General features: G+C 45.3%; 42 protein-coding genes (1 of these 42 running past the window's edge). All 42 read right to left on the bottom strand.

The window, feature by feature from the left end:
* On the bottom strand, positions 1–733 hold the 5' portion of the coding sequence (locus tag ACDE64_RS03325) for a P-loop NTPase (RefSeq protein ID WP_411348998.1). Its footprint begins 377 nt before the window's first position; 733 of the gene's 1,110 nt are visible here — the first part of the coding sequence; it begins with the start codon at positions 731–733; the stop codon falls past the left edge of the window.
* Between the two features lie 223 nt (positions 734–956).
* The gene (sat, locus tag ACDE64_RS03320) at positions 957–2,126 is read right to left on the bottom strand and encodes a sulfate adenylyltransferase (protein ID WP_411345117.1); all 1,170 of its coding nucleotides are present in this window, start codon (positions 2,124–2,126) and stop codon (positions 957–959) included.
* Positions 2,127–2,254: 128 nt separating this feature from the next.
* Complete coding sequence (locus ACDE64_RS03315; RefSeq protein WP_411348997.1) at positions 2,255–2,947, bottom strand: phosphoadenylyl-sulfate reductase; 693 nt, start codon at positions 2,945–2,947, stop codon at positions 2,255–2,257.
* Positions 2,948–3,563: 616 nt separating this feature from the next.
* Positions 3,564–3,956: a 30S ribosomal protein S9 gene (gene rpsI, locus ACDE64_RS03310; protein WP_367064416.1), complete on the bottom strand. Its 393-nt coding sequence runs from the start codon at positions 3,954–3,956 to the stop codon at positions 3,564–3,566.
* Between the two features lie 19 nt (positions 3,957–3,975).
* Positions 3,976–4,413, bottom strand: a complete 438-nt coding sequence (gene rplM, locus ACDE64_RS03305; protein ID WP_411345116.1) for a 50S ribosomal protein L13 — start codon at positions 4,411–4,413, stop codon at positions 3,976–3,978.
* 256 nt (positions 4,414–4,669) lie between these two features.
* Positions 4,670–5,452: a tRNA pseudouridine(38-40) synthase TruA gene (gene truA / locus ACDE64_RS03300; protein ID WP_411350223.1), complete on the bottom strand. Its 783-nt coding sequence runs from the start codon at positions 5,450–5,452 to the stop codon at positions 4,670–4,672.
* 150 nt (positions 5,453–5,602) lie between these two features.
* Positions 5,603–5,968 (bottom strand): 50S ribosomal protein L17, encoded by a 366-nt coding sequence (rplQ, locus tag ACDE64_RS03295; RefSeq protein WP_367064413.1) that lies wholly within the window; start codon positions 5,966–5,968, stop codon positions 5,603–5,605.
* A gap of 33 nt (positions 5,969–6,001) precedes the next feature.
* A complete protein-coding gene (locus tag ACDE64_RS03290; protein WP_411345114.1) occupies positions 6,002–6,946 on the bottom strand; it encodes a DNA-directed RNA polymerase subunit alpha in 945 nt (314 codons plus the stop codon).
* A gap of 134 nt (positions 6,947–7,080) precedes the next feature.
* Entirely contained in the window at positions 7,081–7,476 is a 396-nt protein-coding gene (gene rpsK, locus ACDE64_RS03285; protein WP_367064411.1) for a 30S ribosomal protein S11, read from the bottom strand.
* Positions 7,477–7,492: 16 nt separating this feature from the next.
* On the bottom strand, positions 7,493–7,858 hold the full coding sequence (gene rpsM, locus ACDE64_RS03280; RefSeq protein WP_188777868.1) for a 30S ribosomal protein S13: 366 nt from the start codon (positions 7,856–7,858) through the stop codon (positions 7,493–7,495).
* A 22-nt stretch (positions 7,859–7,880) separates the two neighbouring features.
* Positions 7,881–7,994 carry a 50S ribosomal protein L36 gene (gene rpmJ / locus ACDE64_RS03275; protein WP_003333770.1) on the bottom strand — a complete coding sequence of 38 codons (114 nt, stop codon included), beginning with the start codon at positions 7,992–7,994 and terminating at the stop codon, positions 7,881–7,883.
* A gap of 115 nt (positions 7,995–8,109) precedes the next feature.
* Positions 8,110–8,325, bottom strand: coding sequence for a translation initiation factor IF-1 (infA, locus tag ACDE64_RS03270; RefSeq protein WP_017815385.1), 216 nt, complete (start codon positions 8,323–8,325; stop codon positions 8,110–8,112).
* A 13-nt stretch (positions 8,326–8,338) separates the two neighbouring features.
* Positions 8,339–8,635, bottom strand: coding sequence for a hypothetical protein (locus ACDE64_RS03265; RefSeq protein ID WP_411348996.1), 297 nt, complete (start codon positions 8,633–8,635; stop codon positions 8,339–8,341).
* A gap of 9 nt (positions 8,636–8,644) precedes the next feature.
* On the bottom strand, positions 8,645–9,397 hold the full coding sequence (map, locus tag ACDE64_RS03260) for a type I methionyl aminopeptidase (RefSeq protein WP_411345112.1): 753 nt from the start codon (positions 9,395–9,397) through the stop codon (positions 8,645–8,647).
* Between the two features lie 5 nt (positions 9,398–9,402).
* The gene (locus tag ACDE64_RS03255) at positions 9,403–10,047 is read right to left on the bottom strand and encodes an adenylate kinase (RefSeq protein ID WP_367064408.1); all 645 of its coding nucleotides are present in this window, start codon (positions 10,045–10,047) and stop codon (positions 9,403–9,405) included.
* A gap of 92 nt (positions 10,048–10,139) precedes the next feature.
* On the bottom strand, positions 10,140–11,438 hold the full coding sequence (gene secY / locus ACDE64_RS03250; RefSeq protein WP_411348995.1) for a preprotein translocase subunit SecY: 1,299 nt from the start codon (positions 11,436–11,438) through the stop codon (positions 10,140–10,142).
* Positions 11,438–11,878 (bottom strand): 50S ribosomal protein L15, encoded by a 441-nt coding sequence (gene rplO / locus ACDE64_RS03245; RefSeq protein WP_367064406.1) that lies wholly within the window; start codon positions 11,876–11,878, stop codon positions 11,438–11,440. Before rplO ends, secY begins: the two co-directional genes overlap by 1 nt.
* Positions 11,879–11,924: 46 nt before the next feature.
* The gene (gene rpmD / locus ACDE64_RS03240; protein ID WP_411345110.1) at positions 11,925–12,110 is read right to left on the bottom strand and encodes a 50S ribosomal protein L30; all 186 of its coding nucleotides are present in this window, start codon (positions 12,108–12,110) and stop codon (positions 11,925–11,927) included.
* 12 nt (positions 12,111–12,122) lie between these two features.
* Positions 12,123–12,620 carry a 30S ribosomal protein S5 gene (gene rpsE / locus ACDE64_RS03235; protein ID WP_188777883.1) on the bottom strand — a complete coding sequence of 166 codons (498 nt, stop codon included), beginning with the start codon at positions 12,618–12,620 and terminating at the stop codon, positions 12,123–12,125.
* Between the two features lie 26 nt (positions 12,621–12,646).
* Positions 12,647–13,012, bottom strand: a complete 366-nt coding sequence (gene rplR, locus ACDE64_RS03230; RefSeq protein WP_411345109.1) for a 50S ribosomal protein L18 — start codon at positions 13,010–13,012, stop codon at positions 12,647–12,649.
* Positions 13,013–13,094: 82 nt separating this feature from the next.
* Entirely contained in the window at positions 13,095–13,637 is a 543-nt protein-coding gene (rplF, locus tag ACDE64_RS03225; RefSeq protein ID WP_411345108.1) for a 50S ribosomal protein L6, read from the bottom strand.
* 31 nt (positions 13,638–13,668) lie between these two features.
* Positions 13,669–14,067, bottom strand: coding sequence for a 30S ribosomal protein S8 (gene rpsH / locus ACDE64_RS03220; protein ID WP_411348994.1), 399 nt, complete (start codon positions 14,065–14,067; stop codon positions 13,669–13,671).
* Between the two features lie 32 nt (positions 14,068–14,099).
* Complete coding sequence (locus ACDE64_RS03215) at positions 14,100–14,285, bottom strand: type Z 30S ribosomal protein S14 (RefSeq protein WP_013312154.1); 186 nt, start codon at positions 14,283–14,285, stop codon at positions 14,100–14,102.
* 70 nt (positions 14,286–14,355) lie between these two features.
* Positions 14,356–14,898, bottom strand: a complete 543-nt coding sequence (gene rplE, locus ACDE64_RS03210; RefSeq protein ID WP_411345107.1) for a 50S ribosomal protein L5 — start codon at positions 14,896–14,898, stop codon at positions 14,356–14,358.
* Between the two features lie 33 nt (positions 14,899–14,931).
* Complete coding sequence (rplX, locus tag ACDE64_RS03205; RefSeq protein ID WP_229685996.1) at positions 14,932–15,288, bottom strand: 50S ribosomal protein L24; 357 nt, start codon at positions 15,286–15,288, stop codon at positions 14,932–14,934.
* Positions 15,289–15,341: 53 nt separating this feature from the next.
* Positions 15,342–15,710: a 50S ribosomal protein L14 gene (gene rplN, locus ACDE64_RS03200; RefSeq protein WP_017815372.1), complete on the bottom strand. Its 369-nt coding sequence runs from the start codon at positions 15,708–15,710 to the stop codon at positions 15,342–15,344.
* Positions 15,711–15,746: 36 nt separating this feature from the next.
* The gene (gene rpsQ / locus ACDE64_RS03195; RefSeq protein WP_017815371.1) at positions 15,747–16,010 is read right to left on the bottom strand and encodes a 30S ribosomal protein S17; all 264 of its coding nucleotides are present in this window, start codon (positions 16,008–16,010) and stop codon (positions 15,747–15,749) included.
* Between the two features lie 51 nt (positions 16,011–16,061).
* On the bottom strand, positions 16,062–16,262 hold the full coding sequence (gene rpmC / locus ACDE64_RS03190; RefSeq protein ID WP_017815370.1) for a 50S ribosomal protein L29: 201 nt from the start codon (positions 16,260–16,262) through the stop codon (positions 16,062–16,064).
* Positions 16,252–16,686 carry a 50S ribosomal protein L16 gene (rplP, locus tag ACDE64_RS03185; protein ID WP_322907992.1) on the bottom strand — a complete coding sequence of 145 codons (435 nt, stop codon included), beginning with the start codon at positions 16,684–16,686 and terminating at the stop codon, positions 16,252–16,254. The genes rpmC and rplP overlap by 11 nt, the downstream gene beginning before the upstream one ends.
* A gap of 2 nt (positions 16,687–16,688) precedes the next feature.
* A complete protein-coding gene (gene rpsC, locus ACDE64_RS03180; RefSeq protein ID WP_411345106.1) occupies positions 16,689–17,354 on the bottom strand; it encodes a 30S ribosomal protein S3 in 666 nt (221 codons plus the stop codon).
* A gap of 15 nt (positions 17,355–17,369) precedes the next feature.
* The gene (gene rplV / locus ACDE64_RS03175) at positions 17,370–17,717 is read right to left on the bottom strand and encodes a 50S ribosomal protein L22 (protein WP_367064398.1); all 348 of its coding nucleotides are present in this window, start codon (positions 17,715–17,717) and stop codon (positions 17,370–17,372) included.
* A 35-nt stretch (positions 17,718–17,752) separates the two neighbouring features.
* Positions 17,753–18,031, bottom strand: coding sequence for a 30S ribosomal protein S19 (gene rpsS / locus ACDE64_RS03170; protein ID WP_411345105.1), 279 nt, complete (start codon positions 18,029–18,031; stop codon positions 17,753–17,755).
* Positions 18,032–18,090: 59 nt separating this feature from the next.
* Positions 18,091–18,921, bottom strand: coding sequence for a 50S ribosomal protein L2 (gene rplB, locus ACDE64_RS03165; protein WP_367064396.1), 831 nt, complete (start codon positions 18,919–18,921; stop codon positions 18,091–18,093).
* Positions 18,922–18,934: 13 nt separating this feature from the next.
* Entirely contained in the window at positions 18,935–19,228 is a 294-nt protein-coding gene (rplW, locus tag ACDE64_RS03160; RefSeq protein WP_411345104.1) for a 50S ribosomal protein L23, read from the bottom strand.
* Positions 19,228–19,851, bottom strand: coding sequence for a 50S ribosomal protein L4 (gene rplD, locus ACDE64_RS03155; RefSeq protein ID WP_411348993.1), 624 nt, complete (start codon positions 19,849–19,851; stop codon positions 19,228–19,230). The genes rplW and rplD overlap by 1 nt, the downstream gene beginning before the upstream one ends.
* A 25-nt stretch (positions 19,852–19,876) precedes the next feature.
* Complete coding sequence (gene rplC / locus ACDE64_RS03150) at positions 19,877–20,500, bottom strand: 50S ribosomal protein L3 (protein WP_411345102.1); 624 nt, start codon at positions 20,498–20,500, stop codon at positions 19,877–19,879.
* Positions 20,501–20,545: 45 nt separating this feature from the next.
* A complete protein-coding gene (rpsJ, locus tag ACDE64_RS03145; protein ID WP_017692074.1) occupies positions 20,546–20,854 on the bottom strand; it encodes a 30S ribosomal protein S10 in 309 nt (102 codons plus the stop codon).
* 331 nt (positions 20,855–21,185) lie between these two features.
* Entirely contained in the window at positions 21,186–22,376 is a 1,191-nt protein-coding gene (gene tuf, locus ACDE64_RS03140) for an elongation factor Tu (protein ID WP_411345101.1), read from the bottom strand.
* A gap of 114 nt (positions 22,377–22,490) precedes the next feature.
* Entirely contained in the window at positions 22,491–24,563 is a 2,073-nt protein-coding gene (fusA, locus tag ACDE64_RS03135; RefSeq protein ID WP_411345100.1) for an elongation factor G, read from the bottom strand.
* Positions 24,564–24,613: 50 nt separating this feature from the next.
* Entirely contained in the window at positions 24,614–25,084 is a 471-nt protein-coding gene (rpsG, locus tag ACDE64_RS03130) for a 30S ribosomal protein S7 (RefSeq protein ID WP_367064391.1), read from the bottom strand.
* Positions 25,085–25,133: 49 nt separating this feature from the next.
* Positions 25,134–25,553 carry a 30S ribosomal protein S12 gene (rpsL, locus tag ACDE64_RS03125; protein WP_188777916.1) on the bottom strand — a complete coding sequence of 140 codons (420 nt, stop codon included), beginning with the start codon at positions 25,551–25,553 and terminating at the stop codon, positions 25,134–25,136.
* 138 nt (positions 25,554–25,691) lie between these two features.
* Complete coding sequence (locus ACDE64_RS03120; RefSeq protein ID WP_411345099.1) at positions 25,692–25,940, bottom strand: ribosomal L7Ae/L30e/S12e/Gadd45 family protein; 249 nt, start codon at positions 25,938–25,940, stop codon at positions 25,692–25,694.
* Between the last annotated feature and the right edge of the window lie 73 nt (positions 25,941–26,013).

Below are 26,013 nucleotides of genomic sequence, written 5' to 3'. Positions count from 1 at the left end.
CACCTGTTCCAGGCGGTAGATCAAGCAGCATGTAATCCAAATCACCCCAGTCTACATCAGCGAAAAATTGACGCAGCATCCGCCCAAGCATCGGACCGCGCCAGATGACCGGGTTATTTTCACGAATAAAGAATCCCATCGACATGACTTTAACGCCAAAGCGTTCGACTGGCTGGATGCGTCCCTCATCTACCTGTGGGTATTCTTCAATGCCCATCATATCCGGTACGCTAAAGCCATAGATGTCCGCATCAATAAGTCCAACTTTTTTGCCAAGACGTGCTAGCGAGGTTGCTAAATTGACGGTAACGGTTGATTTACCGACGCCCCCTTTACCACTTGCGACTGCAACAAAGCGTACACCGGAGTCTGGATGAATAATAGGTAGATTCTCTAAGCCCGCTGCATGACCTTTCTGCTCGATCTCTTCAGCTGTCGGCTCACGTTGTTCATCTGGAGACAGCAATTGTCGTATCGCCTCCATCTCGCGCTCAGAAGGCTCTCTGAAACGGATATGTACGTCGATCGGTTCTACGATCTTCAACGCCTGACGAATCTCTCGCTCTACCAATTCTTTGTACTCTTGTCCCAGCTCTACACAGACCACCGTGAGGGAAATACGCGTGTCTTTTACCATTACATCGCGGATCAACTGCATTTCCAGGAGTGGGAATTCATATTGCGGGTCTTTCACTTTATTTAACAGTTCCAGAACATAATCTCTTGATAGCATAATAGCGCACTCCTTATACGATGAATTTAATGGATGAATGATACGTACTGATTACAAACTCATAGTTGTTATTATACCACTGTATACGGTTGCGTAGCGAGTCCATTGCACATTGTGATAAACATAAACCCCCTGTATACGATGGAAGTGTTTCTGTCATTCTCGACAGCTTCACTATTCGTATACAGGGGGCTAATACTCAATAGAATACATATTTTCAAAATCAGGAAGGTACGTGCTCTGCCATACCTTCAATTAAGACTTCTGCCACTTCTGGACGAGTAAACTCCGGTGGTGGGCATTTTCCTTCACGTAGCAGACCGCGTACTTTGGTTCCGGATAAGGTAAGATGCTTTTCTTTGGGATGAGGACAAGTTTTGCTAGAAGCCATATTGCCGCATTGAGTGCAGAAGAAGCTGTGTTCAAAGAACAATGGGGTGATGTCCAACTCTTCTGCGGTAAAGTTAGCAAAAATCTCCTGCGCTTCATAGGTACCATAATAATCGCCTACGCCCGCATGATCCCGTCCAACGATAAAATGTGTACAACCGTAGTTTTTGCGTACCATCGCATGGAAAATTGCTTCGCGTGGTCCAGCATAGCGCATCGCTGCTGGAAATACACCGAGGAAGGTACGATCAGCCGGATAATAATTTTCCAGCAGTACAAGGTAACTGCGCATCCTCACATTGGCTGGAACATCATCCGATTTCGTTTCGCCGACTAACGGATTGAGAAAGAGTGCATCCACAATTTCCATTGCGCTTTTCTGAATGTATTCATGCGCACGGTGAACTGGATTACGTGTTTGGAAGCCTACGACTGTCTTCCAGCCTTTATCAGCAAAGATCTTGCGGGTCTGAGCTGGGTCAAAATAGAATTCGCCAAACTTCTCTGGTTGAGGGCGATTCAGTACTTGAATTGGACCGCCTACATAGGTGGATGGACGACTGAATAGCTTTTTGACACCGGGATGTTCAGGATCATCGGTTTTGAAGACGCGAATTGCTTCTTGCTGCTGATCGACTGTATAAATGCTACGCACTTCCAGCACTCCATAGACGATCTGATCGTTTTCGCCTACCAAAGCTACCTTCTCACCGATTTGCAGCTGAGATGTAATTTCTTCATCTAGCGCCAAAGTAATCGGAATACTCCATACAAGACCATTTTTCAAACGTATATCATTTACGACAGAATGATAGTCTGCTTCTTCCAGAAAACCTTCCAATGGAGAGAAGGCACCTACTCCAATTAGATCCAGATCGGATACTGTCCAATTATTGATCGGAACTTGCTTCCATCCTTTTGCCTGTTCTAGCAACTGTGTACGCTCATCGCCTTCCACAATACGCTGAATCAGTTTACCGCCGTGTGGTAAAATTGCCGTCATTGAAGTCGCTCCTTTTGAAAATAAAATGGATGTGCTGTTATATACGTACAGCGAGTATAGTACAGCGGATATAGTACTCCGCCATTCATCTCATGTAGATGTTAAATATACAGATAGATTGATTCACATTATTTATGCAAACCGCATTCGGTCTTATCATTACCAGACCAGCGTCCAGCACGTGGATCTTCACCAGGCATAACTTGGCGTGTGCAATATTCGCAACCAATACTTGGATAGTGACGATCATGTAACGGGTTGTAGATAATATCATTATCACGGATATATTTCCATACATCTTCCGATGTCCAATCTGCAATCGGGTTGAACTTCATTAGACCAAATTTGTAATCATATTCAATCTTCTTGGCGTTCGCACGCGTAGGTGCCTGATCACGCCGAATACCTGTGATCCAGGCATCATATTGTGAAAGAATACGAGTCAATGGCTCTACTTTGCGAATATTGCAGCATGCATTCGGATCTACTGTCCAGAGAGACTCACCATGCTGGGCAGCCTGCTCTTCCGGTGTCAGTTTTGGAGCAACACGCACAAAATTCATTCCATAACGCTCAACCATTCGATCACGTGTCTCATACGTTTCCTGAAAGTGAAAGTCAGTGTCCAAATAGAAAATGTCTGTGGATGGACTAATCGTCTGTATCATATCAACGATGACGACATCTTCTGCTCCAAAGCTGCAAGCAAACGTAAGACTATCAAAATTATCTACTGCCCAGCGGATAACCTGTTCTGCTGAGGCATGTTCCAGTTCTTCAGCTTTGATCTTAGCAAGTTCTTCTTTTTCTAACAAATTCATGTGATTTCCCCCATCACTAAATTTAGTTTCTTTTTTCCAAACTGGTTTTAAGTCCGCAAATAAAAACGAATCTACTCTTATGGATACACCAATTGATTGGACCTTGTTTATCTATGAAGGGTAGATGCAATTATACTTGAAATTTGCGAATTACTCTTTTAGAAAAAAGATGTGTGTACAATGTTAATCTGTTCGAATTCTAAAACCGACTAAACTACTAAGAATTATATGTATATTATAAAAGTGATGAAGCTGTAATTCAAGAGGAAAATAGGATATTTTACAAATCATTTTGAGAAAGCTGTTGATAACCTGAATGATGCTACTGTTTTCTACAAAATTCATTCACATACTAACAGAGTTATCCCCTTTATACCCACTCTCAATGAAGAATCATGAGGCGAATCTCACAAAAAAGGGAAACCACCTGTGGATGAATCCAGTGTAAGAAGATGTTATGTTACTGGGATGGGGATAAGTTCTCATACTCAATGTTGCATCATTACAGCTTAACTTCCCTCAACACAGTTCAATCTGTCTGTAAATAAAACGACAAAATAAAAACAACCCCCTGATCGATAGGACCAGAGGGTTGCAATCATTGATGAAATAAATATTAACGTTTGGAGAACTGAGGTGCGCGACGTGCTGCTTTAAGACCGTATTTTTTACGTTCTTTCATACGTGGGTCACGAGTCAGGAATCCAGCTTTTTTCAGGGAACCGCGTAGTTCTGGATCTGCTTTCAGCAGAGCACGGGAGATACCGTGACGGATCGCGCCGGCTTGACCGGAGATACCGCCGCCTTCAGCGATTACGATTACATCGTAGCTACCCAGAGTTTCTGTCAGGTTCAGTGGTTGTTTAACGATCAGTTTGAGCGTTTCCAGACCGAAATATTCGTCAATCTCACGTTTGTTGATGACAATGCGTCCTTCACCCGGTACAAGGCGAACACGTGCTACCGAATGTTTACGACGACCTGTCCCATAGTATTGTACTTTAGCCATGAAACTGTCCTCCTTTTAATTATCCGCGAAGTTCGTAAACTTCTGGTTTTTGTGCTGCATGTGGATGTTCTGCGCCAGCATAAGCTTTCAGACGCAGTTTCATTGCGTTACCTTGACGAGTTTTTGGCAGCATGCCATGTACAGCAGCTTCGATTACACGTTCAGGTTTGTTGTTGATCATGTCCTGAGCAGTCGTTACTTTCAGACCACCTGGGTGCATGGAGTGACGGTAGTATTTTTTGTCCTGCAGTTTTTTACCTGTCAGGTGGATTTTTTCGGAGTTGATTACGATAACGAAATCGCCGCCGTCCACATGAGGGGTGAAAGATGGTTTGTGTTTACCACGGATCAGTGCTGCAACTTCACTTGCCAGACGGCCAAGCGTTTTGCCTTCAGCATCAATAATATACCACTGGCGTTCTACTTCACTTGGCTTCGCGATATAAGTTGTACGCATGAGAAGTTCCTCCTTAGTCTGTTTTGAAAATATATATTTTCATATATGATCGTTCGTTATTGGTTGTGTTATTAATACACGGTATTACAATTTTGAAATTCAGTTGGTTGTAGCTTTGGTTATGTGAGTTCTTACCGGGGCTGTGGGAGAGCCGTAAGAAAACACAACTTTGATTTTACAGCATGGTTCAACGTTAAGCAAGTATTATTTGTTATTTCCAGAGACTTTTTTTACTGAATTTGTTTCAGCATTAAAATCATCCAAAATCAACCTCGTCATACTGTACGCCCCACATCGTTAACGCTTTACTAACCGCTGTAGGACCAGCTGCATTGCGGTCGCAGGCAGCAATCATACCTAGAATATCATCCGGCTTATATTTGCCTTCTCCGACCTGAATGAGCGTCCCCATAATGATCCGCACCATATGCTGCAAAAAACCAGTGCCAGTAATATAAAAATGCAAGATGCCTTGGTCTCTTGTATGCTCACGGGTCTGCGACAGATCGATCTCCATTCTGGTTTCTAGCACTGTACGAACATGACTCTGCTTTTGCGAGTAACGTGAAGCAAATGTCGTAAAGTCATACGTTCCTACAAAATACCGGAACGCCTTTTCCATATTACCGATATTCAGTTTCCCAGGATGGTGCAGCTGCATATGACGAAAAAACACGTCCGGGTACTGATTGGCATTGATCGTATATCGATACGTCTTGCGCTTTGCAGAGCGACGGGAATGAAATTCCAACGACACTTCGCGTGCACCCGTTACTATAATATCGCGCGGTAAACGTCCGTTTAGAGCCAGTGGCCAACGATCTGCTGGAATCGGTGAATCGGTCTGAAAATTGAACACCTGACCTACAGCATGTACGCCAGCGTCTGTACGTCCAGAACCGTGGATTTTGGGACGTTCACCAATCATGGAGGCAATTGCCTTTTCCAGATGATCCTGAACGGTATTGCCGTCAGGTTGCGTCTGGAAGCCGTTATATCGAGTTCCGTCATAGTTGACGGTCATACATAGATTCCGCATGGTCATCACCTTTTATATCCACATACAAAGTAAGGGAGCTCCAGGTTGGAGCCCCCTCCTTTGTGTTGTTCAACACAACTTTATTCAGACAGAGAAAAAAAGGGCTTTGTCAGAATCACAAGACCCTGTCCACCCTTCTTTATCTGCATGTTAAGCGCGGTCTACCAGTTCCAGATAAACCATAGGAGCAGCGTCGCCACGACGAGGTCCCAGTTTCAGGATACGAGTGTATCCACCTGGACGCTCTGCATAGCGAGGAGCCAGCTCAGCGAACAATTTTTGGATTGCATCTTGCTCACCGTTCAGAGTTTCACGACGAACGTAAGAAGCAACTTGACGACGAGCATGCAGATCTCCACGTTTGGACAGGGTGATCAGCTTTTCTGCGATAGAACGAAGTTCTTTCGCTTTTGCTTCAGTCGTTTGAATACGCTCATATAAGAACAGGTCAGTTACCAGATCGCGGAACAGTGCTTTACGAGCGCTGGAGTTACGACCCAATTTTTGGTATGCCATTTTGTATTCCCTCCTTCATCAATGATTAAGTGACTATTCTTCCTGACGCAGACCAAGACCGAGTTCCTGTAGCTTCTCTTGAACTTCTTCAAGAGATTTGCGTCCCAGGTTGCGGACCTTCATCATGTCATCTTCGGATTTAGTAGTCAATTCCTGCACCGTGTTGATGCCGGCACGTTTCAAGCAGTTGTAAGAACGTACAGAGAGATCGAGCTCTTCAATCGTCATCTCAAGCACTTTCTCTTTTTTGTCTTCCTCTTTTTCGACCATAATTTCAGCATCTTTTGCTTCGTCAGTCAGACCGACAAACAGCATCAGGTGCTCGCTCAAAATTTTGGCGCCCAAGCTGACTGCTTCTTCCGGACGGATGCTACCATCTGTCCAGATTTCAATTGTCAACCGGTCATAGTTCGTCACTTGACCAACACGAGTATTTTCGATGCCATAGTTAACACGGGAGATCGGAGTATAGATCGAATCAATCGGAATCACGCCAATTGGCTGATCCGGATGTTTGTTCTTATCCGCCGATACATAACCGCGACCACGGTTAGCAAAAATACGCATGTGGAGTCTCGAACCTGGAGCAAGAGTTGCAATGTGAAGATCCGGGTTAAGGATTTCTACATCACTGTCTGCACGGATATCTCCTGCAGTGACTACTCCTTCTCCATCTGCGTCAATCTCCAACAATTTTTCTTCATCGGAGTGGATTTTCAGCGAGAGGGCCTTGAGGTTCAAAATGATCTCGGTAACGTCTTCCATTACGCCTTGAACCGTTGAGAACTCGTGCAATACACCATCGATTTGAACAGATGTTACTGCCGCTCCCGGAAGAGAGGAAAGCAAAATCCGGCGAAGTGAGTTGCCAAGTGTTATGCCGTAACCACGTTCGAGAGGTTCTACGATGAACTTGCCATAGGTTCCTTCATCATTTACATCTACGGTCTCAATTTTCGGCTTTTCGATTTCTATCACTGCAATATCCCTCCTTCAAAACGTCGCTTCAGTGAAACTGTCGCTAAAACTTTATTCATTAGACATGCAGTAGTTCCCGGTAAGCTCAAAGCTTCTTCCGGGAGGCTCACCACACTAGCAGAGACATGCTTCGATTATACGCGACGACGTTTTGGCGGACGGCATCCGTTATGCGGGATTGGAGTTACATCTTTGATCATGTTAACTTCCAGACCAGCTGCTTGCAGAGAACGAATCGCTGCTTCGCGGCCTGCGCCAGGACCCTTAACCATAACTTCAACAGCTTTCATGCCGTGCTCCATAGCTGCTTTTGCTGCAGTTTCAGCTGCCAGTTGTGCTGCGAATGGAGTGGATTTACGGGAACCTCTGAATCCGAGACCGCCGGAGCTTGCCCAGGAAATAGCGTTGCCGTGAGGATCCGTAATAGTAACGATTGTATTGTTAAACGTGGAACGGATGTGTGCCACGCCAGATTCGATATTTTTACGGTCGCGACGTTTCGTACGTACGACTTTTTTCGCTTTAGCCATTGATCATTAACCTCCCTTACTTCTTCTTGTTCGCTACTGTGCGACGAGGACCTTTACGTGTACGAGCATTTGTTTTGGTACGTTGTCCACGAACCGGCAGACCACGACGGTGACGAACACCACGGTAGCATCCGATTTCGATCAAACGTTTGATGTTCAAAGAGATCTCACGACGAAGATCACCTTCTACTTTTTTACCTTCAATTGCTTCACGCAGTTTTCCTACTTCATCTTCAGTCAGATCGCGGACACGAGTGTTCAGGTCAATACCTGTTTCACTCAGAATTTTCTGAGAAGTCGTTTTACCGATTCCGAAAATATATGTCAAGGCGATCTCAACGCGCTTATCACGTGGTAAATCCACACCAGATATACGTGCCATTACGCTACACCTCCTCGATTAATTAACCTTGCTTTTGTTTGTGTTTCGGGTTTTCACAAATAACCATTACATTCCCTTTGCGGCGAATGACTTTGCATTTTTCGCAGATGGGCTTTACAGAAGGTCTTACCTTCATGTTAATTACCTCCTTAAGCTTTACGGTTGTAAAACTTATTTCGTCAGCATTTTATCTGCAGCACAAATGAGTCCACATAAGTATCTATTATAGCACACTTTTATGCATTTGTGTTCTATTTACGATAAGTTATACGACCTTTTGTCAAATCGTAAGGCGACAGTTGGACTACCACCTTATCTCCAGTCAGAATACGGATAAAGTGCATCCGCAGTTTACCGGAAACATGAGCGAGAATCTGATGACCATTCTCTAGTTCAACTTTGAACGTTGCATTCGGCAATGGTTCAAGAACCACGCCTTCTACCTCAATAACATCTTCTTTAGCCACAATGAGTTCCTCCTTAAACCGTATTGTTTTCGGCAGATTCGACAAACTTGGCAACTGCATGACGCAGCTTTCCATTTGTGACCCGTCCGCTTTCTTGCAAACTGTTTACTACTTCGCTGCTGATCACCGACATTAGCTCCAGATGAAGAATACTCTTCTTCTTCGGCTGATCAAACTTGCGTTTGTGTCCGTCGGCGATATAAACAAATTTCTCATCGAAAATCCCAATGATTATAGCAGGCTGGCCAGCTCCCTTACCTTTTGACACTTTCACAATTTGACCGACCTGCGGGGATGTTCCTGTTTTCAACAAAATCACCTACGCATTAAGTTTTGTGAAAATCTCCATACCGTTTGGCGTTACCGCAACCGTATGTTCAAAATGGGCACACAGCGAGCCATCAACCGTAACTACGGTCCATTTGTCTTCCAACGTTTTAACATGCCGTCCGCCAGCGTTCACCATCGGCTCAATTGCAAGCACCATACCCGGCTTGAGGCGCGGGCCGCGATCTGCAATTCCGTAATTCGGAATCTTTGGATCTTCATGCAATTTGGTTCCAATACCGTGACCTACGTACTCACGTACGACAGACATACCGGCATCTTCGATAAAACGCTGTATCGCATGCGATATTGTAAACAGACGAACATCCGGCTTCACCAGCTCCAGACCCGCAAATAAAGCTCCCTCTGTTACTTCCAGAAGACGCTTAGCTTCGTCGGAAATCTGTCCGACCGGATATGTCCACGCCGAATCACCATGATACCCTTGATACTGGGCTCCAATATCAAAAGTAACAATGTCGCCCTCTTGCAGTTTGCGTTTGCTTGGGAATCCATGAACGAGTTCTTCGTTCACCGAAGCACAAATACTGGCTGGAAAACCATTGTATCCTTTGAATGACGGCAAGGCGTTATGGCTGCGAATGTAACGATCCGCAATCATATCGAGCTCTTGCGTAGTAATGCCTGGCTCAATGTGCTGCTTGATTAGAGCATGGGTTTCAGCGACGATACGCCCTGCTTCCCGCATAAAGCCAAGTTCTGTTTCGGATTTGCAAATGATCATTTTGCTTAACCCCGAAGCAGTGACACAATATCAGATGATACTTGGTCAATGCCCTGTTCGCCATCGATGTCCCTTACCAGATCCTGATCACCATAGTACGACAGCAGCGGTGCAGTCTTGTTACCATACTCATCAAGACGCGTTGCTACGCTTTCCTCATTGTCATCCGGTCTTTGGTAAAGTTCACCACCATCCAGGTCGCAAATGCCTTCCTGTTTTGGCGGATTGAAAACAATATGATACGTAGCGCCACAAGTTCTACAAATGCGTCGTCCGGTAATACGAACGAGCAACTTGTCACGGTCTACTTTCAAATTGATTACGTGGTCCAGCTTGCGGTTCATTGCTGCCAGCATTTTGTCGAGCGCTTCAGCCTGAGCTAGCGTTCTTGGATAACCGTCAAGCAAAAAACCTTTTTCGCAATCAGGTTGAGCAAGTCGCTCTTCCACGATTCCGTTTGTTACATCATCCGGTACAAGCAAGCCTTGATCAATATAGGACTTGGCTTTGACTCCGATTGGAGTTTCCTGTTTGATCGCCAGACGAAATGCATCGCCTGTTGAAATATGAGGAATGCCTAGTTCTTTTACGATAACCGCAGCCTGTGTTCCTTTTCCTGCTCCCGGAGGTCCAATGAATAGGATATTCACGCTACATCACTCCCCCCAAAACGACTTTTGCAAGAACAGCACGGAAAGGTGCCGGTTAGAACGGGATCACCCATTCAGCCGGAACCTGCCGTCTATTTATTGATAAAACCTTTGTAATGACGTTTGATAAGTTGGCTTTCGATCGTTTTCATCGTATCCAGTGCAACACCGATTACGATAAGCAGCGATGTACCGCCGATTTGAACCGATTTCGGTAAACCGGAGATCGCCCCGAGGAATACTGGCAGTACCGAGATAATCGCCAAGAACAAGGAACCTGTCATCGTCAAACGTGTCATAACTTTCGTCAGATACGTTGCCGTAGGTTTGCCTGGACGTACACCCGGAATGTAACCACCGTTCTTCTTCATATTATCCGCCATTTGCGTAGGATTCATTTGCACAAATGTATAGAAGAAAGTAAAGCCTATAATCATTACAACATACAGGACCATGCCCAGCGGTTTGTCATACCACAGATTTGCGGTAATCCATTTTGCCCAGCCGTGTGTGGACCAGAAGCTTGCGATAATGATTGGGAATTGAAGCAAGGATACAGCGAAGATTACAGGGATAACACCAGCCGAATTAATCTTCAGTGGGATATGTGTATTCTGACCACCATACATTTTGTTGCCAACAACGCGTTTTGCATATTGTACCGGAATTTTACGAATACCCTGTTGGATAAAGATAACACCCACTACAATCAAAATCACGACGAGAACAACAACAATCAGCTTGATCACATTCATGAACGTCTGACCTTGAGCGAGAAAATCCGATTGAACCATATCGCGGATATGCTGCGGAATAGCCGCAACGATACCTGCGAAGATGATAATCGAAATCCCGTTACCAATTCCTTTTTCAGTGATCTGCTCACCTAGCCACATCAGGAACGATGTACCGGCAGTCAGTACAATAGCAATCAAAGCATAACTCCAGAACGTTGCGCCTGGAATCATCTCTGTATTGTACAAACGGTTAAAACCGATAGACGTACCAAAAGCCTGGATCAGACCCAGAATGATTGTACCATAACGGGTGACCTGTGCCAGTTTCTTTTTACCGTGTTCCCCTTGTTTTGCCCATTCCGCAAATTTCGGAATAACGTCCATCGATAGCAATTGCACAATGATGGACGCGGTGATATACGGCATGATTCCGAGAGCAAAGATCGAAAAGCGAGACAATGCTCCACCGGAGAAAGTGTTTAGAAGACCGAACAATTCTTGGCCCTGGTTATTTACAGCAGTGAATACTTCCGTATTTACTCCAGGTACTGGTACGAATGAACCGATACGGTAAACGATCAGCACCAGCAAAGTGAAAATGATCCGACTTCTAAGGTCTTCCACCCGCCATATATTCTTCAGGGTCTTGAACATTAGATCACCTCGGTTTTACCGCCGGCAGCCTCGATCTTCTCTACCGCAGATTGAGAGAACTTATTCGCTTTTACGTTCAGTTTTACAGTCAGATCACCGTTACCCAGGATCTTGATTCCGCTTTTCGTATTTTTTACAATACCTTGCTCAACCAAGAATGCCGGAGTCACTTCAGTATCTGCAGCCAGGCTGTTCAGCTCAGCTACGTTTACCAGAGCATACTCTTTACGGGTAGGGTTAACAAATCCACGTTTCGGCAAACGACGATACAATGGGTTTTGTCCGCCTTCAAATCCTGGACGAACACCGCCGCCAGAACGGGAGTTTTGTCCTTTGTGACCACGACCCGATGTTTTACCTGTACCGCTACTAGTACCACGACCTACGCGTTTGCGTTCTTTACGGGAACCAGGAGCTGGTGAAAGCTCATGCAATTTCATCGTTCGTTGCACCTCCTTATTGATAATAGGCTAATCTTTCGATCAATTAGCCTTGAATTTCTTTTACAGATACCAAGTGTTTTACTTGGTTAACCATGCCGCGGATTGCAGCATTGTCTTCTTGAACAACCGAATGGTTCAGCTTACGCAGACCCAATGTTTTCACAGTAACACGTTGTGTTTCCGGGCGACCGATTACACTACGTACGAGGGTAATTTCCAATTTAGCCATTAGATTCCCTCCTTAACCGAGAAGCTCTTCGATTGTTTTTCCACGCAGTTTCGCTACGTCTTCGGCACGTTTCAGGCGAGACAAGCCTTCCAGTGTAGCGTTAACCATATTCATGGAATTCGAAGAACCCAGGGATTTTGTCAAGATGTCACCTACACCAGCAAGTTCCAGAACGGCACGAACTGGACCACCAGCGATAACACCAGTACCTTCGGATGCTGGTTTCAGCATTACGCGTCCTGCACCGAATTTACCGTTTACCAGGTGAGGAATAGTTGTTCCTACGAGTGGAACGTGGATCAGGTTTTTCTTAGCATCTTCGATACCTTTACGGATCGCATCAGGTACTTCGCCAGCTTTACCCAGACCAGCACCAACCCAGCCTTTACCGTCGCCTACTACTACCAGCGCGCTAAAGCTGAAACGGCGTCCGCCCTTAACTACTTTAGCAACACGGTTGATATGAACTACTCTTTCAGTCAGTTCCAAAGTGTTTGGATCAATACGCAAGTCGTTTACCTCCTTTTTGCAATGGTTTAGAATTGAAGACCCGCTTCACGAGCAGCATCCGCCAGGGCTTGAATCCGTCCGTGATACAAGTAGCCACCGCGATCGAATACTACAGCTTCGTGTCCTTTTTCTTTTGCACGGTTAGCGATCAGTTCGCCAACTTTTGCAGCAGCTTCTACGCTACCACCGTTAGCAATCTCGCCAACTTCTTTATCGATAGTGGAAGCAGAGACCAGAGTCACGCCTGCCACGTCATCGATCAGTTGAGCGTAGATGTGCTTGTCAGAACGGAACACGTTCAAACGTGGACGTTCAGCAGTACCAGTGATGTTCTTACGAACACGCAGATGTCTTTTCAGACGAGCTTTATTTTTATCAGCTTTAGTAATCATGACTGTATATTTCACTCCCTTCATTTCACATAAGCCAGTTTCCGGTTAAGCTACCCGGGGTAATGAGCCATTATCCCCTAGCTTATTTCTTCTTACCAGCTTTACCTTCTTTACGCAGAATGCGTTCGCCTTCGTATTTGATACCTTTACCTTTATAAGGTTCTGGTTCACGTACGGAACGGATTTTCGCAGCATAAGCACCTACGCGCTCTTTGTCGATACCGTTAACTACAATACGAGTGTTCGTAGGAACATCAAATTCGATACCAGCTTCCGGTGTGATTTCTACCGGGTGAGAGTAACCAACGTTCAGAACGATTTTCTCGCCGGATTTGCTTGCGCGGTAACCGACACCAACCAGTTCCAGGGCTTTGGAGAAACCAGTAGTTACTCCGCTAACCATGTTGCTTACTACGCTGCGTGTAGTTCCGTGCAGGGAACGATGCAGTTTGTTGTCAGAAGGACGCTCAATCGTGATCACGTTGTCTTCAACAACTACTTTCATATCTTTGTGAAGTTCGCGGGACAGGGATCCTTTCGGACCTTTTACCGTCAGAGTAGTGTTGTTCAGAGTCACCTCTACACCACTAGGTACTTCAATTGGTTTACGACCAATACGGGACATTGCATTGCACCTCCTTATTTTATGACGTTAATTACCAAACGTAACAAACGACTTCGCCGCCGCTTTTCGCTTGACGAGCTTCTTTATCAGTTACTACTCCGTTGGAAGTAGAGATGATCGCGATTCCGAGTCCACCAAGAACACGAGGAACCTCATTGCTCTTTGTGTAAACACGAAGTCCTGGTTTACTAATACGTTTCAGACCAGTAATTACGCGTTCGTTATTTTGACCGTATTTCAGGAAAATACGGATAATTCCTTGTTTGTTGTCCTCAATGACTTCAGCATCACGAATGAAACCTTCACGTTTCAGGATATCAGCGATTTGCTTTTTCATTTTGGAAGCTGGAACTTCAACCGTTTCGTGACGCACAATGTTGGCGTTACGAATACGTGTAAGCATATCAGCAATTGGATCTGACATAGACATGTGTGTGAACCTCCTTCCTGTTAATCAATGGTTTACCAGCTTGCTTTTTTCACGCCAGGAATCTGGCCTTTGTACGCCAATTCACGGAAGCAAATACGGCAGATTTTGAACTTTTGCAATACGGAATGTGGACGACCACAACGTTCGCAACGAGTATATGCACGCACTTTGAACTTCGGAGTACGTTGTTGTTTTACTTTCATTGAAGTTTTAGCCACTTCGCCTGACACCTCCTAAATATTTTCGGAGAAAAAGGGGCTTATATTAGAACCCCGTACATTTCACATCTTATTTTACGAAAGGCATTCCCAGTTGAGTCAGCAGTTCGCGAGACTCTTCGTCTGTTTTTGCAGTTGTTACGATAACGATATCCATACCACGTACTTTATCAACTTTATCGTACTCGATCTCAGGGAAGATCAGCTGCTCTTTCAGACCCAGTGTGTAGTTACCACGACCGTCAAATGCTTTGGAAGAAACACCACGGAAGTCACGTACGCGAGGCAGTGTGATGTTAACCAGTTTGTCCAGGAAGTAGTACATACGATCGCCACGCAGTGTTACTTTAACACCGATTGGCATGCCTTCACGCAGTTTAAATCCAGCGATGGATTTTTTAGCGCGAGTGATTACTGGCTTTTGACCAGCGATCAGTTGCAGTTCGCTAACAGCAGAATCCAATACTTTGGAGTTCGATACTGCTTCACCCACACCCATGTTGATGACAATTTTTTCAACTTTAGGCACTTGCATTACTGTAGTGTAGTTGAATTTAGTAGTCAGGGCTGGAACGATATCATTCAGGTACAAATCTTTCATTCTTGAAGCCATTCTGGAAAGTCCTCCTTTCTGTAAGGAAAATTATTAGTCGATAGTATCGCCGGAGCGTTTAGCTACACGAACTTTTTTGCCGTTGTCCAATGTTTTGTAACCAACGCGGGTTACTTTCTTTCCGTCCTTAGGATCAACGTGCATTACGTTAGACACGTGAATAGGTGCTTCTTGCTCAATGCGTCCACCTTGTGGGTTCAGCTGAGACGGTTTTTGGTGTTTGGTAATCATGTTCACACCTTCAACCAGCACGCGGTTTTCACGAGGGTAAGCAGCGATGATGCGACCTTTTTTACCTTTGTCTTTACCGCTGATTACGATAACTGTGTCATCCTTTTTAACGTGCAGCTTGTTGTTGTGGGATTCCAAAACTTTTTTCACTTTAGCCATTTCTGTACACCTCCTATAACTCACTCAGGCACAGAGCCTTATATCGGTATCGTTTAGATGACTTCCGGAGCCAGGGAAACGATTTTCATGTAATCGCGATCACGCAGTTCACGAGCAACTGGTCCAAAGATACGAGTACCACGAGGGCCTTTGTCATCTTTGATTACCACTGCTGCATTCTCATCAAATGCGATGTAAGAACCGTCTTTACGACGTACAGAGCTCTTCGTACGAACAACTACTGCTTTCACTACATCACCTTTTTTGACAACGCCGCCTGGTGTTGCTTGTTTTACAGAACAAACGATAGTATCACCGATTGCAGCTGTACGACGTCCAGTACCACCAAGTACGCGGATACACATCAGTTCTTTTGCGCCAGAGTTATCGGCTACAGCCAAACGTGTAAATGGTTGAATCATTGTTAGTTCCTCCTTCCGGGCAGCTTATCGTAATCATCAAATGATGATTGCTTCTTCTACTACTTCCACGAGTCTCCAGTTTTTGTCTTTCGACAGTGGACGAGTTTCCATGATTTTTACAACGTCACCGATTTTCGCAGTGTTGTTTTCATCATGAGCTTTGAATTTTTTAGTGTACTTGATACGTTTGTGGTACAGATCGTGTTTTTTGTAAGTTTCTACAGCAACAACGATAGTTTTGTCCATTTTATCACTGACAACTTTACCTACCTGTACTTTACGGGCATTACGTTCGCTCATAGTGTGCCTCCTCCCTTGCTGACGGGCATCAACAGTCCGTCAAATATTGGATTATGAAGTAATTCCGAGTTCTCTTTCACGTACTACTGTTTTAGCACGAGCAATTTGCTTGCGAACGGCGCTAATACGAGTAGGGTTATCCAATTGACCGGTAGCAAGTTGAAAGCGCAGGTTAAAGAGTTCCTCTTTAAAACCAGCAATCTTTTGCTCGATTTCAGCAGTGGTAAGGTTGCGCAATTCATTAGCCTTCATTTGCTTCACCACCCAATTCTTCACGTTTCACAAACTTAGTTTTAACCGGCAGTTTATGAGAAGCCAGACGCATCGCTTCGCGAGCGATTTCTTCAGATACGCCAGCAAGTTCAAACATAATTTTTCCTGGTTTTACGATGGCAACCCATTTCTCAACGTTACCTTTACCACTACCCATACGAACCTCAAGAGGCTTTTGAGTGATTGGTTTGTCCGGGAAAATTTTGATCCATACTTTACCACCACGTTTGATATAACGAGTCATAGCAATACGGGCAGCTTCGATTTGACGGTTCGTGATCCAAGCAGGCTCGAGAGACTGCAGACCAAATTCGCCGAAGTTCAATTCAGTACCGCCTTTAGCGCGTCCTTTCATACCTGGACGATGCTGTTTACGGTGTTTTACACGTTTAGGTACCAACATGATTAGTTGCCTCCTTCCTGAGCAGCTTGTTTCTTAGCCGTAGGAAGAACCTCGCCACGATAGATCCATACTTTTACGCCGATACGGCCGTAAGTTGTATGAGCTTCAGCTGTACCATAGTCGATATCAGCACGAAGTGTATGCAGTGGAACAGTTCCTTCGCTATAACCTTCGGAACGGGCGATTTCAGCACCGCCAAGACGTCCGCTAACGGCTGTTTTAATACCTTTAGCGCCAGAGCGCATAGTTCTTTGAATCGATTGTTTCAGAGCACGACGGAAAGAAACGCGACGTTCCAGTTGTTGTGCAATGCTTTCTGCAACCAAGATTGCATCCAGCTCTTGATTTTTGATTTCGGAAATGTTGATGTGAACTTTTTTACCGCCCGCAATTTTCGTTACTTCGTTGCGAAGTACTTCAACTTCGGAACCACCGCGTCCGATAACCATACCAGGTTTTGCGGTGTGGATTGTTACGTTCACACGATTAGCCGCTCTCTCGATTTCGATACGGGAGACAGCGGACTCTTTCAGTTTTGTCTTCAGGTATTCACGAATTTTAACATCTTCCAAAAGAAGATCGCCAAAATCTTTACCAGCGTACCATTTAGATTCCCAGTCACGGATAATACCTACACGCAATCCGATGGGATTTACTTTTTGGCCCACACGTTTTCCCTCCTTTTATTTTTCAGTTACCACCAAAGAAATGTGGCTTGTACGTTTGTTGATCTTACTTGCACGACCCATCGCACGGGGACGGAAACGTTTCAAAGTAGGACCTTGGTTTACATAAGCTTCGGAAATGAACAGGTTGTTCACGTCCATAGACTCATTCTTCTCGGAGCTGATGAACTCAGCATTCGCGATTGCGGAGTTGAGCAGTTTCTCAACTACCGGAGACGCAGATTTTGGTGTATGACGCAGAATTGCGATCGCTTCACCAACTTGCTTACCGCGGATCAGATCAACAACCAGTTGAACTTTACGCGGAGCGATGCGTACAAACTTTGCATGTGCTTTCGCTTGCATTGCGTGACCTCCTCTCTTACTGTTACCACTCTATATTAACGTCTTGTTTTTCTGTCATCGTCAGTGTGACCTTTGTACGTACGAGTTGGTGCAAACTCACCGAGTTTGTGTCCAACCATATCTTCCGTTACGTATACAGGCACGTGCTTGCGGCCATCATAGACTGCAAATGTATGTCCGATGAATTGTGGGAAAATTGTAGAACGACGGGACCATGTTTTGATCACTGCCTTTTTGTTGTCGGCATCCAGAACGTCTACTTTTTTCAGCAGATATCCATCCACGAAAGGACCTTTTTTAAGACTGCGGCTCATATATTGAATCCTCCCTTCACTGTTCGTCAATCCGTTACATCAGTCACGCACAAAGATTATTACTTCGTGCGACGACGAATGATGTATTGATCGGAAGCTTTACCTTTTTTACGAGTTTTGTAACCCAGAGTTGGTTTACCCCAAGGCGACATTGGAGATTTACGACCGATAGGAGCTTTACCTTCACCACCACCGTGTGGGTGATCATTCGGGTTCATAACTACGCCTCGAACTTGTGGACGTTTGCCCAACCAGCGGTTACGACCAGCTTTACCGATTTTGATCAATTCGTGATCTTCGTTACCTACAGAACCGATTGTAGCGCGGCATACTTTCAGTACACGGCGTACTTCACCGGAAGACAGGCGAATGGACACGTATTTTTCTTCTTTACCAAGCAATTGGGCTTCCGTACCAGCTGCACGTACCAGCTGACCACCTTTACCTGGTTTCAATTCGATGTTGTGGATAACTGTACCAACCGGAATGTTTTCCAGTGGAAGGGAGTTACCGATTTTGATATCAGCATCCGCGCCGGAGAATACTTGATCTCCAACTTTCAGTCCTTTTGGAGCGATGATATAGCGTTTTTCACCATCTGCATAATGCAGCAGCGCGATGTTGGAAGTACGGTTTGGATCGTACTCGATTGTAGCAACGCGACCTGGTATTCCATCTTTGTTGCGTTTGAAGTCGATGATACGGTATTTACGTTTGTGTCCGCCGCCGTGGTGACGAACTGTAATTTTACCTTGGTTGTTGCGACCAGCTTTTTTGAAAAGCGGAGCCAGCAACGTTTTCTCCGGTTGATTCGTTGTAATCTCTTCGAATGTAGAAACACTCATATTACGACGAGCCGGGGATGTCGGTTTGTACTTTTTAATAGGCACAGGTTATTCCTCCTTACTCTACAGATTCAAAAAACTCAAGCGGTTTGCTATCTGGAGCCAGTGTTACGATAGCTTTTTTCCATTCGGAAGTATAGCCGTTGTAACGTCCATAGCGTTTTGGTTTAGCAGGCATGCGAAGAGTGTTAACTTTCGACACTTTCACTTTGAAGATTTCTTCAATTGCTTTTTTGATCTCGGTTTTGTTAGAACGAATGTCAACTTCGAAAGCATATTTCAATTCGCTCATGTAGTCGGCAGTACGCTCAGTAATTACCGGACGCTTAATGATATCACGAGGATCCTTCATTACGCGAACACCTCCTGTACCTTCTGAACTGCATCCTTAGTCAGAATCAGTTTGTCGTGCAACAGCACGTCGAGAACATTCACACCATCAGCTGCAACAAATTTAACACCTGGGATGTTACGAGCAGACAGAGCAACGTTATTGTCGTATTCCGGAGCAACGATCAGTGCTTTACGGTCTACGTTCAATTTATTGAGAATCGCTACGAAGTCTTTTGTTTTTGGACTGTTCAGAGTCAGAGCATCCAGAACAATGATTTCGTTAGCAATCACTTTGGAAGACAGAGCCGATTTGATCGCCAGACGACGAACTTTTTTAGGCAGTTTGAAAGTATAGCTACGCGGAGTCGGTCCGAATACTACGCCGCCGCCTTTCCATTGTGGAGAACGGATAGAACCCTGACGGGCACGTCCAGTTCCTTTTTGTTTCCAAGGTTTGCGTCCACCACCGCGAACTTCAGAACGTCCTTTAACTTTGTGAGTACCCAGACGAAGGGAAGCGCGTTGCATAACAACTGCATCGTGGAGCACACTAGCATTAGGTTCGATACCGAAAACGGAATCGCTCAATTCGATTTCGCCAACTTGGCTACCATCGATACTATAAAGTGCTACTTTTGGCATTTCATGTTCCTCCTTTCTTTTTCACTTATTTTTTCACCGTTTCTTTTACTTTAACGAAACTGTTTTTAGGGCCCGGGATGGAACCTTTAACAAGGATAACGTTACGCTCAGCATCCACGCGGATAACTTCGAGACGTTGGATCGTTACTGTATCATGACCCATATGTCCTGGCAGACGTTTACCTTTTGGTACACGGTTAGCCTGGATGGAACCCATGGAACCTGGTCTACGATGGTAACGGGAACCGTGGGACATTGGTCCGCGGCTTTGGCCCCAACGTTTGATAACGCCGGCAAAACCTTTACCTTTAGAAATACCCGTTACATCAACGAATTCACCTTCAGCAAACAGATCTGCTTTCAGTTCCTGGCCAACCTCGACACTAGCGAGGTCAACACCGCGAATTTCGCGAACGTAGCGCTTAGGCACAGTGTTTGCTTTAGTAGCATGTCCTGCTTCCGGTTTGTTTGCACGACTAGCTTTCTTGTCTGCAAAACCGATTTGTACCGCTTCGTATCCGTCATTTTCCAGGTCTTTCTTTTGCAGCACCACACATGGGCCTGCTTCGATAACCGTTACAGGAATTACGTTACCTTCTGCGGTAAAGACTTGAGTCATACCCAGTTTTCTTCCTAAGATACCTTTCATGTTGACACCTCTTTCTACTTTCCGTAGTACCACAATCTATGTGGATTACAATTTAATTTCGATATCTACGCCAGACGGTAAGTCCAAACGCATCAGAGCATCCACAGTTTGTGGAGTTGGGTTTACAATGTCGATCAAACGTTTATGTGTACGTTGTTCGAATTGTTCACGAGAATCTTTGTATTTATGCACTGCACGGAGAATAGTGATGATTTGTTTCTCAGTCGGCAGTGGGATCGGTCCTGATACTCCTGCGCCGGAACGTTTAGCCGTTTCAACGATTTTCTCTGCGGATTGATCAAGAATTCTGTGATCGTAAGCTTTCAAGCGAATACGAATTTTTTGCTTTGCCATTTTTAGTCCCTCCTTCTATCGCCCAATTTATTATCGGACATACTCCGTGAAAATTTTCTGACCGCACCGCTCATGGCAAAGGAGCCGGGTGTGTCAGTAACCTCTCACATCATCGCAACGTCTCAGCACAACATTAGTTATTATATATGATGAGCATGCATTGACGCAAGTCTTTTTTGAAACTTTCCATAAAAAAATAAGGCCCGCTTCACAATGAAGGAAGCAGACCTTATCGGACTTTCGATTAGGATACATTGTTGCTTCGTTACAATACACTGTTGCTTATTGAAAATCTTCCTTGGTCTAATGAAGACCGATCAGGAACGATTTATTATTTGGAGATAGATGCAACCGCACCAGCGCCTACAGTACGACCGCCTTCGCGGATCGCAAAGCGTGTGCCTTCTTCGATCGCGATTGGGTTGATCAGGGATACCGTAACAGTGATGTTATCACCTGGCATAACCATTTCAGTACCTTCTGGCAGAGAGATAACGCCAGTTACGTCAGTTGTACGGAAGTAGAACTGTGGACGGTAACCAGTGAAGAAAGGCTTGTGACGGCCACCCTCTTCTTTTGTCAGAACGTATACTTGAGCGGAGAACTCAGTATGTGGGTTAACGGAACCCGGTTTGGACAGTACTTGTCCACGCTCGATTTGTGTGCGATCAACACCACGCAGCAGTGCGCCGATGTTGTCACCCGCTTGAGCGGAATCCAGCAATTTACGGAACATTTCTACGCCCGTAACAACGGATTTTTTAGTTTCTTCGTGGATACCAACGATTTCGATTTCATCGCCGACTTTAACCACACCACGCTCTACACGGCCTGTAGCAACTGTACCACGACCAGTGATGGAGAATACGTCCTCGACAGGCATCAGGAAAGGCTTGTCAGTTTCGCGTTCTGGAGTTGGGATGTAAGTGTCGATTTCTTCGAACATTTGAACGATTTTTTGAGCCCACTCACCATCAGGGTTTTGCAGTGCTTCACGAGCAGAACCACGAGTGATTGGAGTGTCGTCGCCTGGGAATTCATATTCGCTCAGCAGATCGCGAACTTCCATTTCAACCAGTTCCAACAGCTCTTCGTCTTCAACCATATCACATTTGTTCAGGAATACGACGATGTAAGGAACACCTACTTGACGGGACAGCAGGATGTGCTCACGAGTTTGTGGCATTGGACCGTCAGCTGCGGATACAACCAGGATCGCTCCATCCATTTGTGCCGCGCCAGTGATCATGTTTTTAACATAGTCGGCGTGACCTGGGCAGTCTACGTGTGCGTAGTGACGGTTAGGAGTTTCGTACTCTACGTGTGCAGTAGAGATTGTGATACCGCGCTCGCGCTCTTCTGGTGCTTTATCGATTTGGTCGAATGCTACAGCAGCACCGCCATAAGTTTTGGACAGTACAGTAGTGATTGCAGCTGTCAGAGTTGTTTTACCATGATCGACGTGACCGATAGTACCGATGTTAACGTGCGGTTTATTACGTTCAAATTTAGCTTTAGCCATTTTAAACATTTCCTCCTTAAAGGTAGTGTTGTGTATTGATATTAAGTACGGAATGTATGAAAGCGGTCAACCCGCTTTCTCTACATCCCATAGGTAAAAACAAGGTGGGACGTATTAGCCGTTAGCTTTTGCACTAACTGCTTCAGCGATGCTCTTAGGTACTTCTTCGTAGTGAGAAAGTTCCATGGAGAACACACCGCGTCCTTGTGTACCGGAACGAAGTGTTGTGGAATAACCAAACATTTCGGACAGAGGTACTTTTGCACGGATAATTTGAGTACCGCTGCGGGAATCCATACCTTCGATACGGCCGCGACGGGAGTTCAGCATACCCATTACGTCACCCATGTACTCTTCTGGTACTGTAACTTCAACTTTCATGATTGGCTCCAGCAGGACAGGTTTACACTTGTCTTTTGCGGATTTCAATGCCATCGAACCGGCAATTTTAAATGCCATCTCGTTGGAATCGACATCATGATAAGATCCGTCTACAACTGTAGCTTTTACGTCTACAACCGGGAAGCCTGCAAGAACACCGTTCTTCATTTGCTCCTCGATACCTGCGAGTGCAGGACCAACATATTCTCTTGGTACGGAACCACCGACGATTTTGCTTTCGAATTGGTTACCAGTACCTGCTTCGAGAGGTTCGAATTCAACCCAAACGTGACCGTATTGACCACGACCACCGGATTGACGTACGAATTTACCTTCGACGCGAGCTGGTTGACGGAAAGTTTCACGATAAGCAACCTGAGGTTGACCTACGTTCGTTTCAACCTTGAATTCACGACGCATACGGTCGATGATAATATCAAGGTGAAGCTCACCCATACCTGCCAGGATGGTTTGTCCTGTTTCTTCATTAGTAGAAGCGCGCAGAGTAGGATCTTCTTCTGTCAGTTTGCCCAGAGCAGTTGCCATTTTATCTTGGTCTGCTTTGGTTTTAGGTTCTACAGCGATTTCGATAACCGGATCAGGGAAGTTCATAGACTCCAGAATGATTGGGTTTTTCTCATCACACAGTGTATCACCTGTTCCTGTATCTTTCAAACCTACAGCGGCAGCGATGTCACCAGCGTAAACTACGCTGATTTCTTCACGGCTGTTGGCGTGCATCTGCAGGATACGACCGATACGTTCGCGTTTGCCTTTAGTAGCATTCACAACGTAAGAACCGGATTGCAGTACACCAGAGTATACGCGGAAGAATGTCAGTTTACCAACATAAGGGTCGGTCATGATTTTGAACGCCAGTGCAGAGAAAGGATCTTCATCCGAAGAATGACGAACTTCTTCTGTACCGTCTTCGAGTTCACCTTTGATCGCCGGTACATCCAATGGAGACGGCAGGTAGTCGATGACAGCATCCAGCATAGGCTGAACACCTTTGTTACGGTAAGAGGAACCACAGATTACAGGGAAGATCTTAACATCACAAACACCTTTACGCAAAGCAGCTTTGATCTCATCGATCGTCAGTTCTTCGCCTTCCAGGTATTTCATCATCAGGTCTTCGTCCAGTTCTGCAACTTTCTCTACCAGTTCCATGCGAAGCTCTTCAACAGTATCTTTCAGATCGGCTGGGATCTCGATATCTACCGGATCTTTACCCAGATCATCTTTGTACTGGATAGCTTTCATTTCAACAATATCAATGATACCAACGAAGTCGTTTTCAGCGCCGATAGGCAGCTGAATTGCAACAGCGTTTGCTTGCAGACGATCACGCATGTCTTTAACAACATTCAGGTAGTCTGCACCAATGATATCCATTTTATTGACATAAGCGATACGAGGTACACCATAACGGTCTGCTTGTCTCCAAACAGTCTCGGATTGTGGCTCAACGCCCTCTTTCGCACTAAATACGCCTACGGCCCCGTCCAATACACGCAGGGAACGTTCAACTTCAACTGTGAAGTCAACGTGACCTGGAGTATCAATGATATTAACGCGGTGGCCCTTCCACTGTGCAGTTGTCGCTGCGGACGTGATAGTGATACCACGCTCCTGCTCCTGCTCCATCCAGTCCATAGTCGCAGCACCTTCGTGAACTTCACCGATTTTGTGCGTACGGCCTGTGTAGAACAGGATACGTTCCGTAGTGGTTGTTTTACCGGCATCAATGTGTGCCATGATACCAATGTTACGTGTATTTTTCAAGGAGAACTCTCTTGCCATGAATAGGTACTCCCTTCAAAAATATGAATTTTTGAAAACAGGCTTGAATCCTACCAGCGGTAGTGAGCAAACGCTTTGTTCGCTTCAGCCATTTTGTGTGTGTCTTCGCGTTTCTTAACGGATGCGCCAGTGTTGTTGGATGCGTCGATGATTTCAGCAGCCAGACGCTCTTCCATTGTTTTCTCGCCGCGGTTGCGGGAGTAGTTTACGAGCCAACGCAGCCCCAAGGAAGTACGTCTCTCCGGTTTAACTTCGATAGGTACTTGATAGTTAGCACCACCGACACGGCGAGCTTTAACTTCGAGAACCGGCATGATGTTCTTGATTGCCGCCTCGAATACTTCCATAGGATCATTTCCTGTGCGTTCTTGAATCAGGTTGAACGCGTTATAAAGAATGCTTTGAGCAACTCCACGTTTTCCGTCGATCATGACGCGGTTGATCAGGCGTGTAACAAGCTTGCTGTTATAAACCGGATCAGGCAACACGTCTCTTTTGGTAACTGGACCTTTTCTTGGCATGGTTATCCCCCTTTCTCAATTATGCAGCGCAGTGATCTGCGCTAGCGGATTACTTTTTCTCTTTCGGACGTTTTGTACCATATTTCGAGCGAGCTTGCATGCGGTTATTAACACCAGCAGTATCCAGTGCGCCACGAACGATATGATAACGAACCCCTGGTAAGTCTTTTACACGGCCACCACGTACGAGTACTACGCTGTGCTCTTGCAGGTTATGACCGATACCTGGAATGTAAGCAGTAACCTCGATACGGTTAGTTAAACGTACACGAGCATACTTACGAAGCGCGGAGTTCGGTTTTTTCGGAGTCATCGTACCTACACGAGTGCAAACACCACGTTTTTGTGGAGCACTCAGGTTTGTCTCTTGACGTTTCAGAGCGTTAAACCCTTTTTGCAGTGCAGGAGATTTCGATTTCTCGATTTTCGCTTGGCGTCCTTTACGGACCAATTGATTAATAGTTGGCATTGTATTGCCACCTCCTTCCAATATGTTTGGAACTTTTGTAAACCGTCTGTTAAGCCCACAGACCCAGGCGGTTCATAAAAGAACAAATGAAAAGTTTTTGCCTGCCACTCGACCTGCAAAAACATTCCTGACTTGCTTTTATTTAAGAATGACAGCCATCGCACTGCCCACTTCAATTCCGCACGCATTGCCCAGTTCCTTCATCGTCTCCACATAAGTGACTTTGACGGAATGTTTGTTGCAAAGTTGTACGATTCGGGTGATCAGATGCTGTTCTGCATCCTGCGCAACATAGACTTCTTCAGCCTGTCCAAGTTCGACCATTCGCATTGTCTGCTTTGTGCCAATCTTGATCCGGGCATCCTGTAATCCTTTATCATTAGTCATCTTACGATTCCCTCCAAAAGAACAGGGATCAACGTTCTACTCACGCACCTTTGATATAGTAGCATTATCATAG

Origin of the sequence: Paenibacillus sp. WLX2291, assembly GCF_046603665.1 — a bacterium.
Classification (GTDB): domain Bacteria; phylum Bacillota; class Bacilli; order Paenibacillales; family Paenibacillaceae; genus Saccharibacillus.
This window is presented reverse-complemented; position numbering and strand designations above follow the sequence as displayed.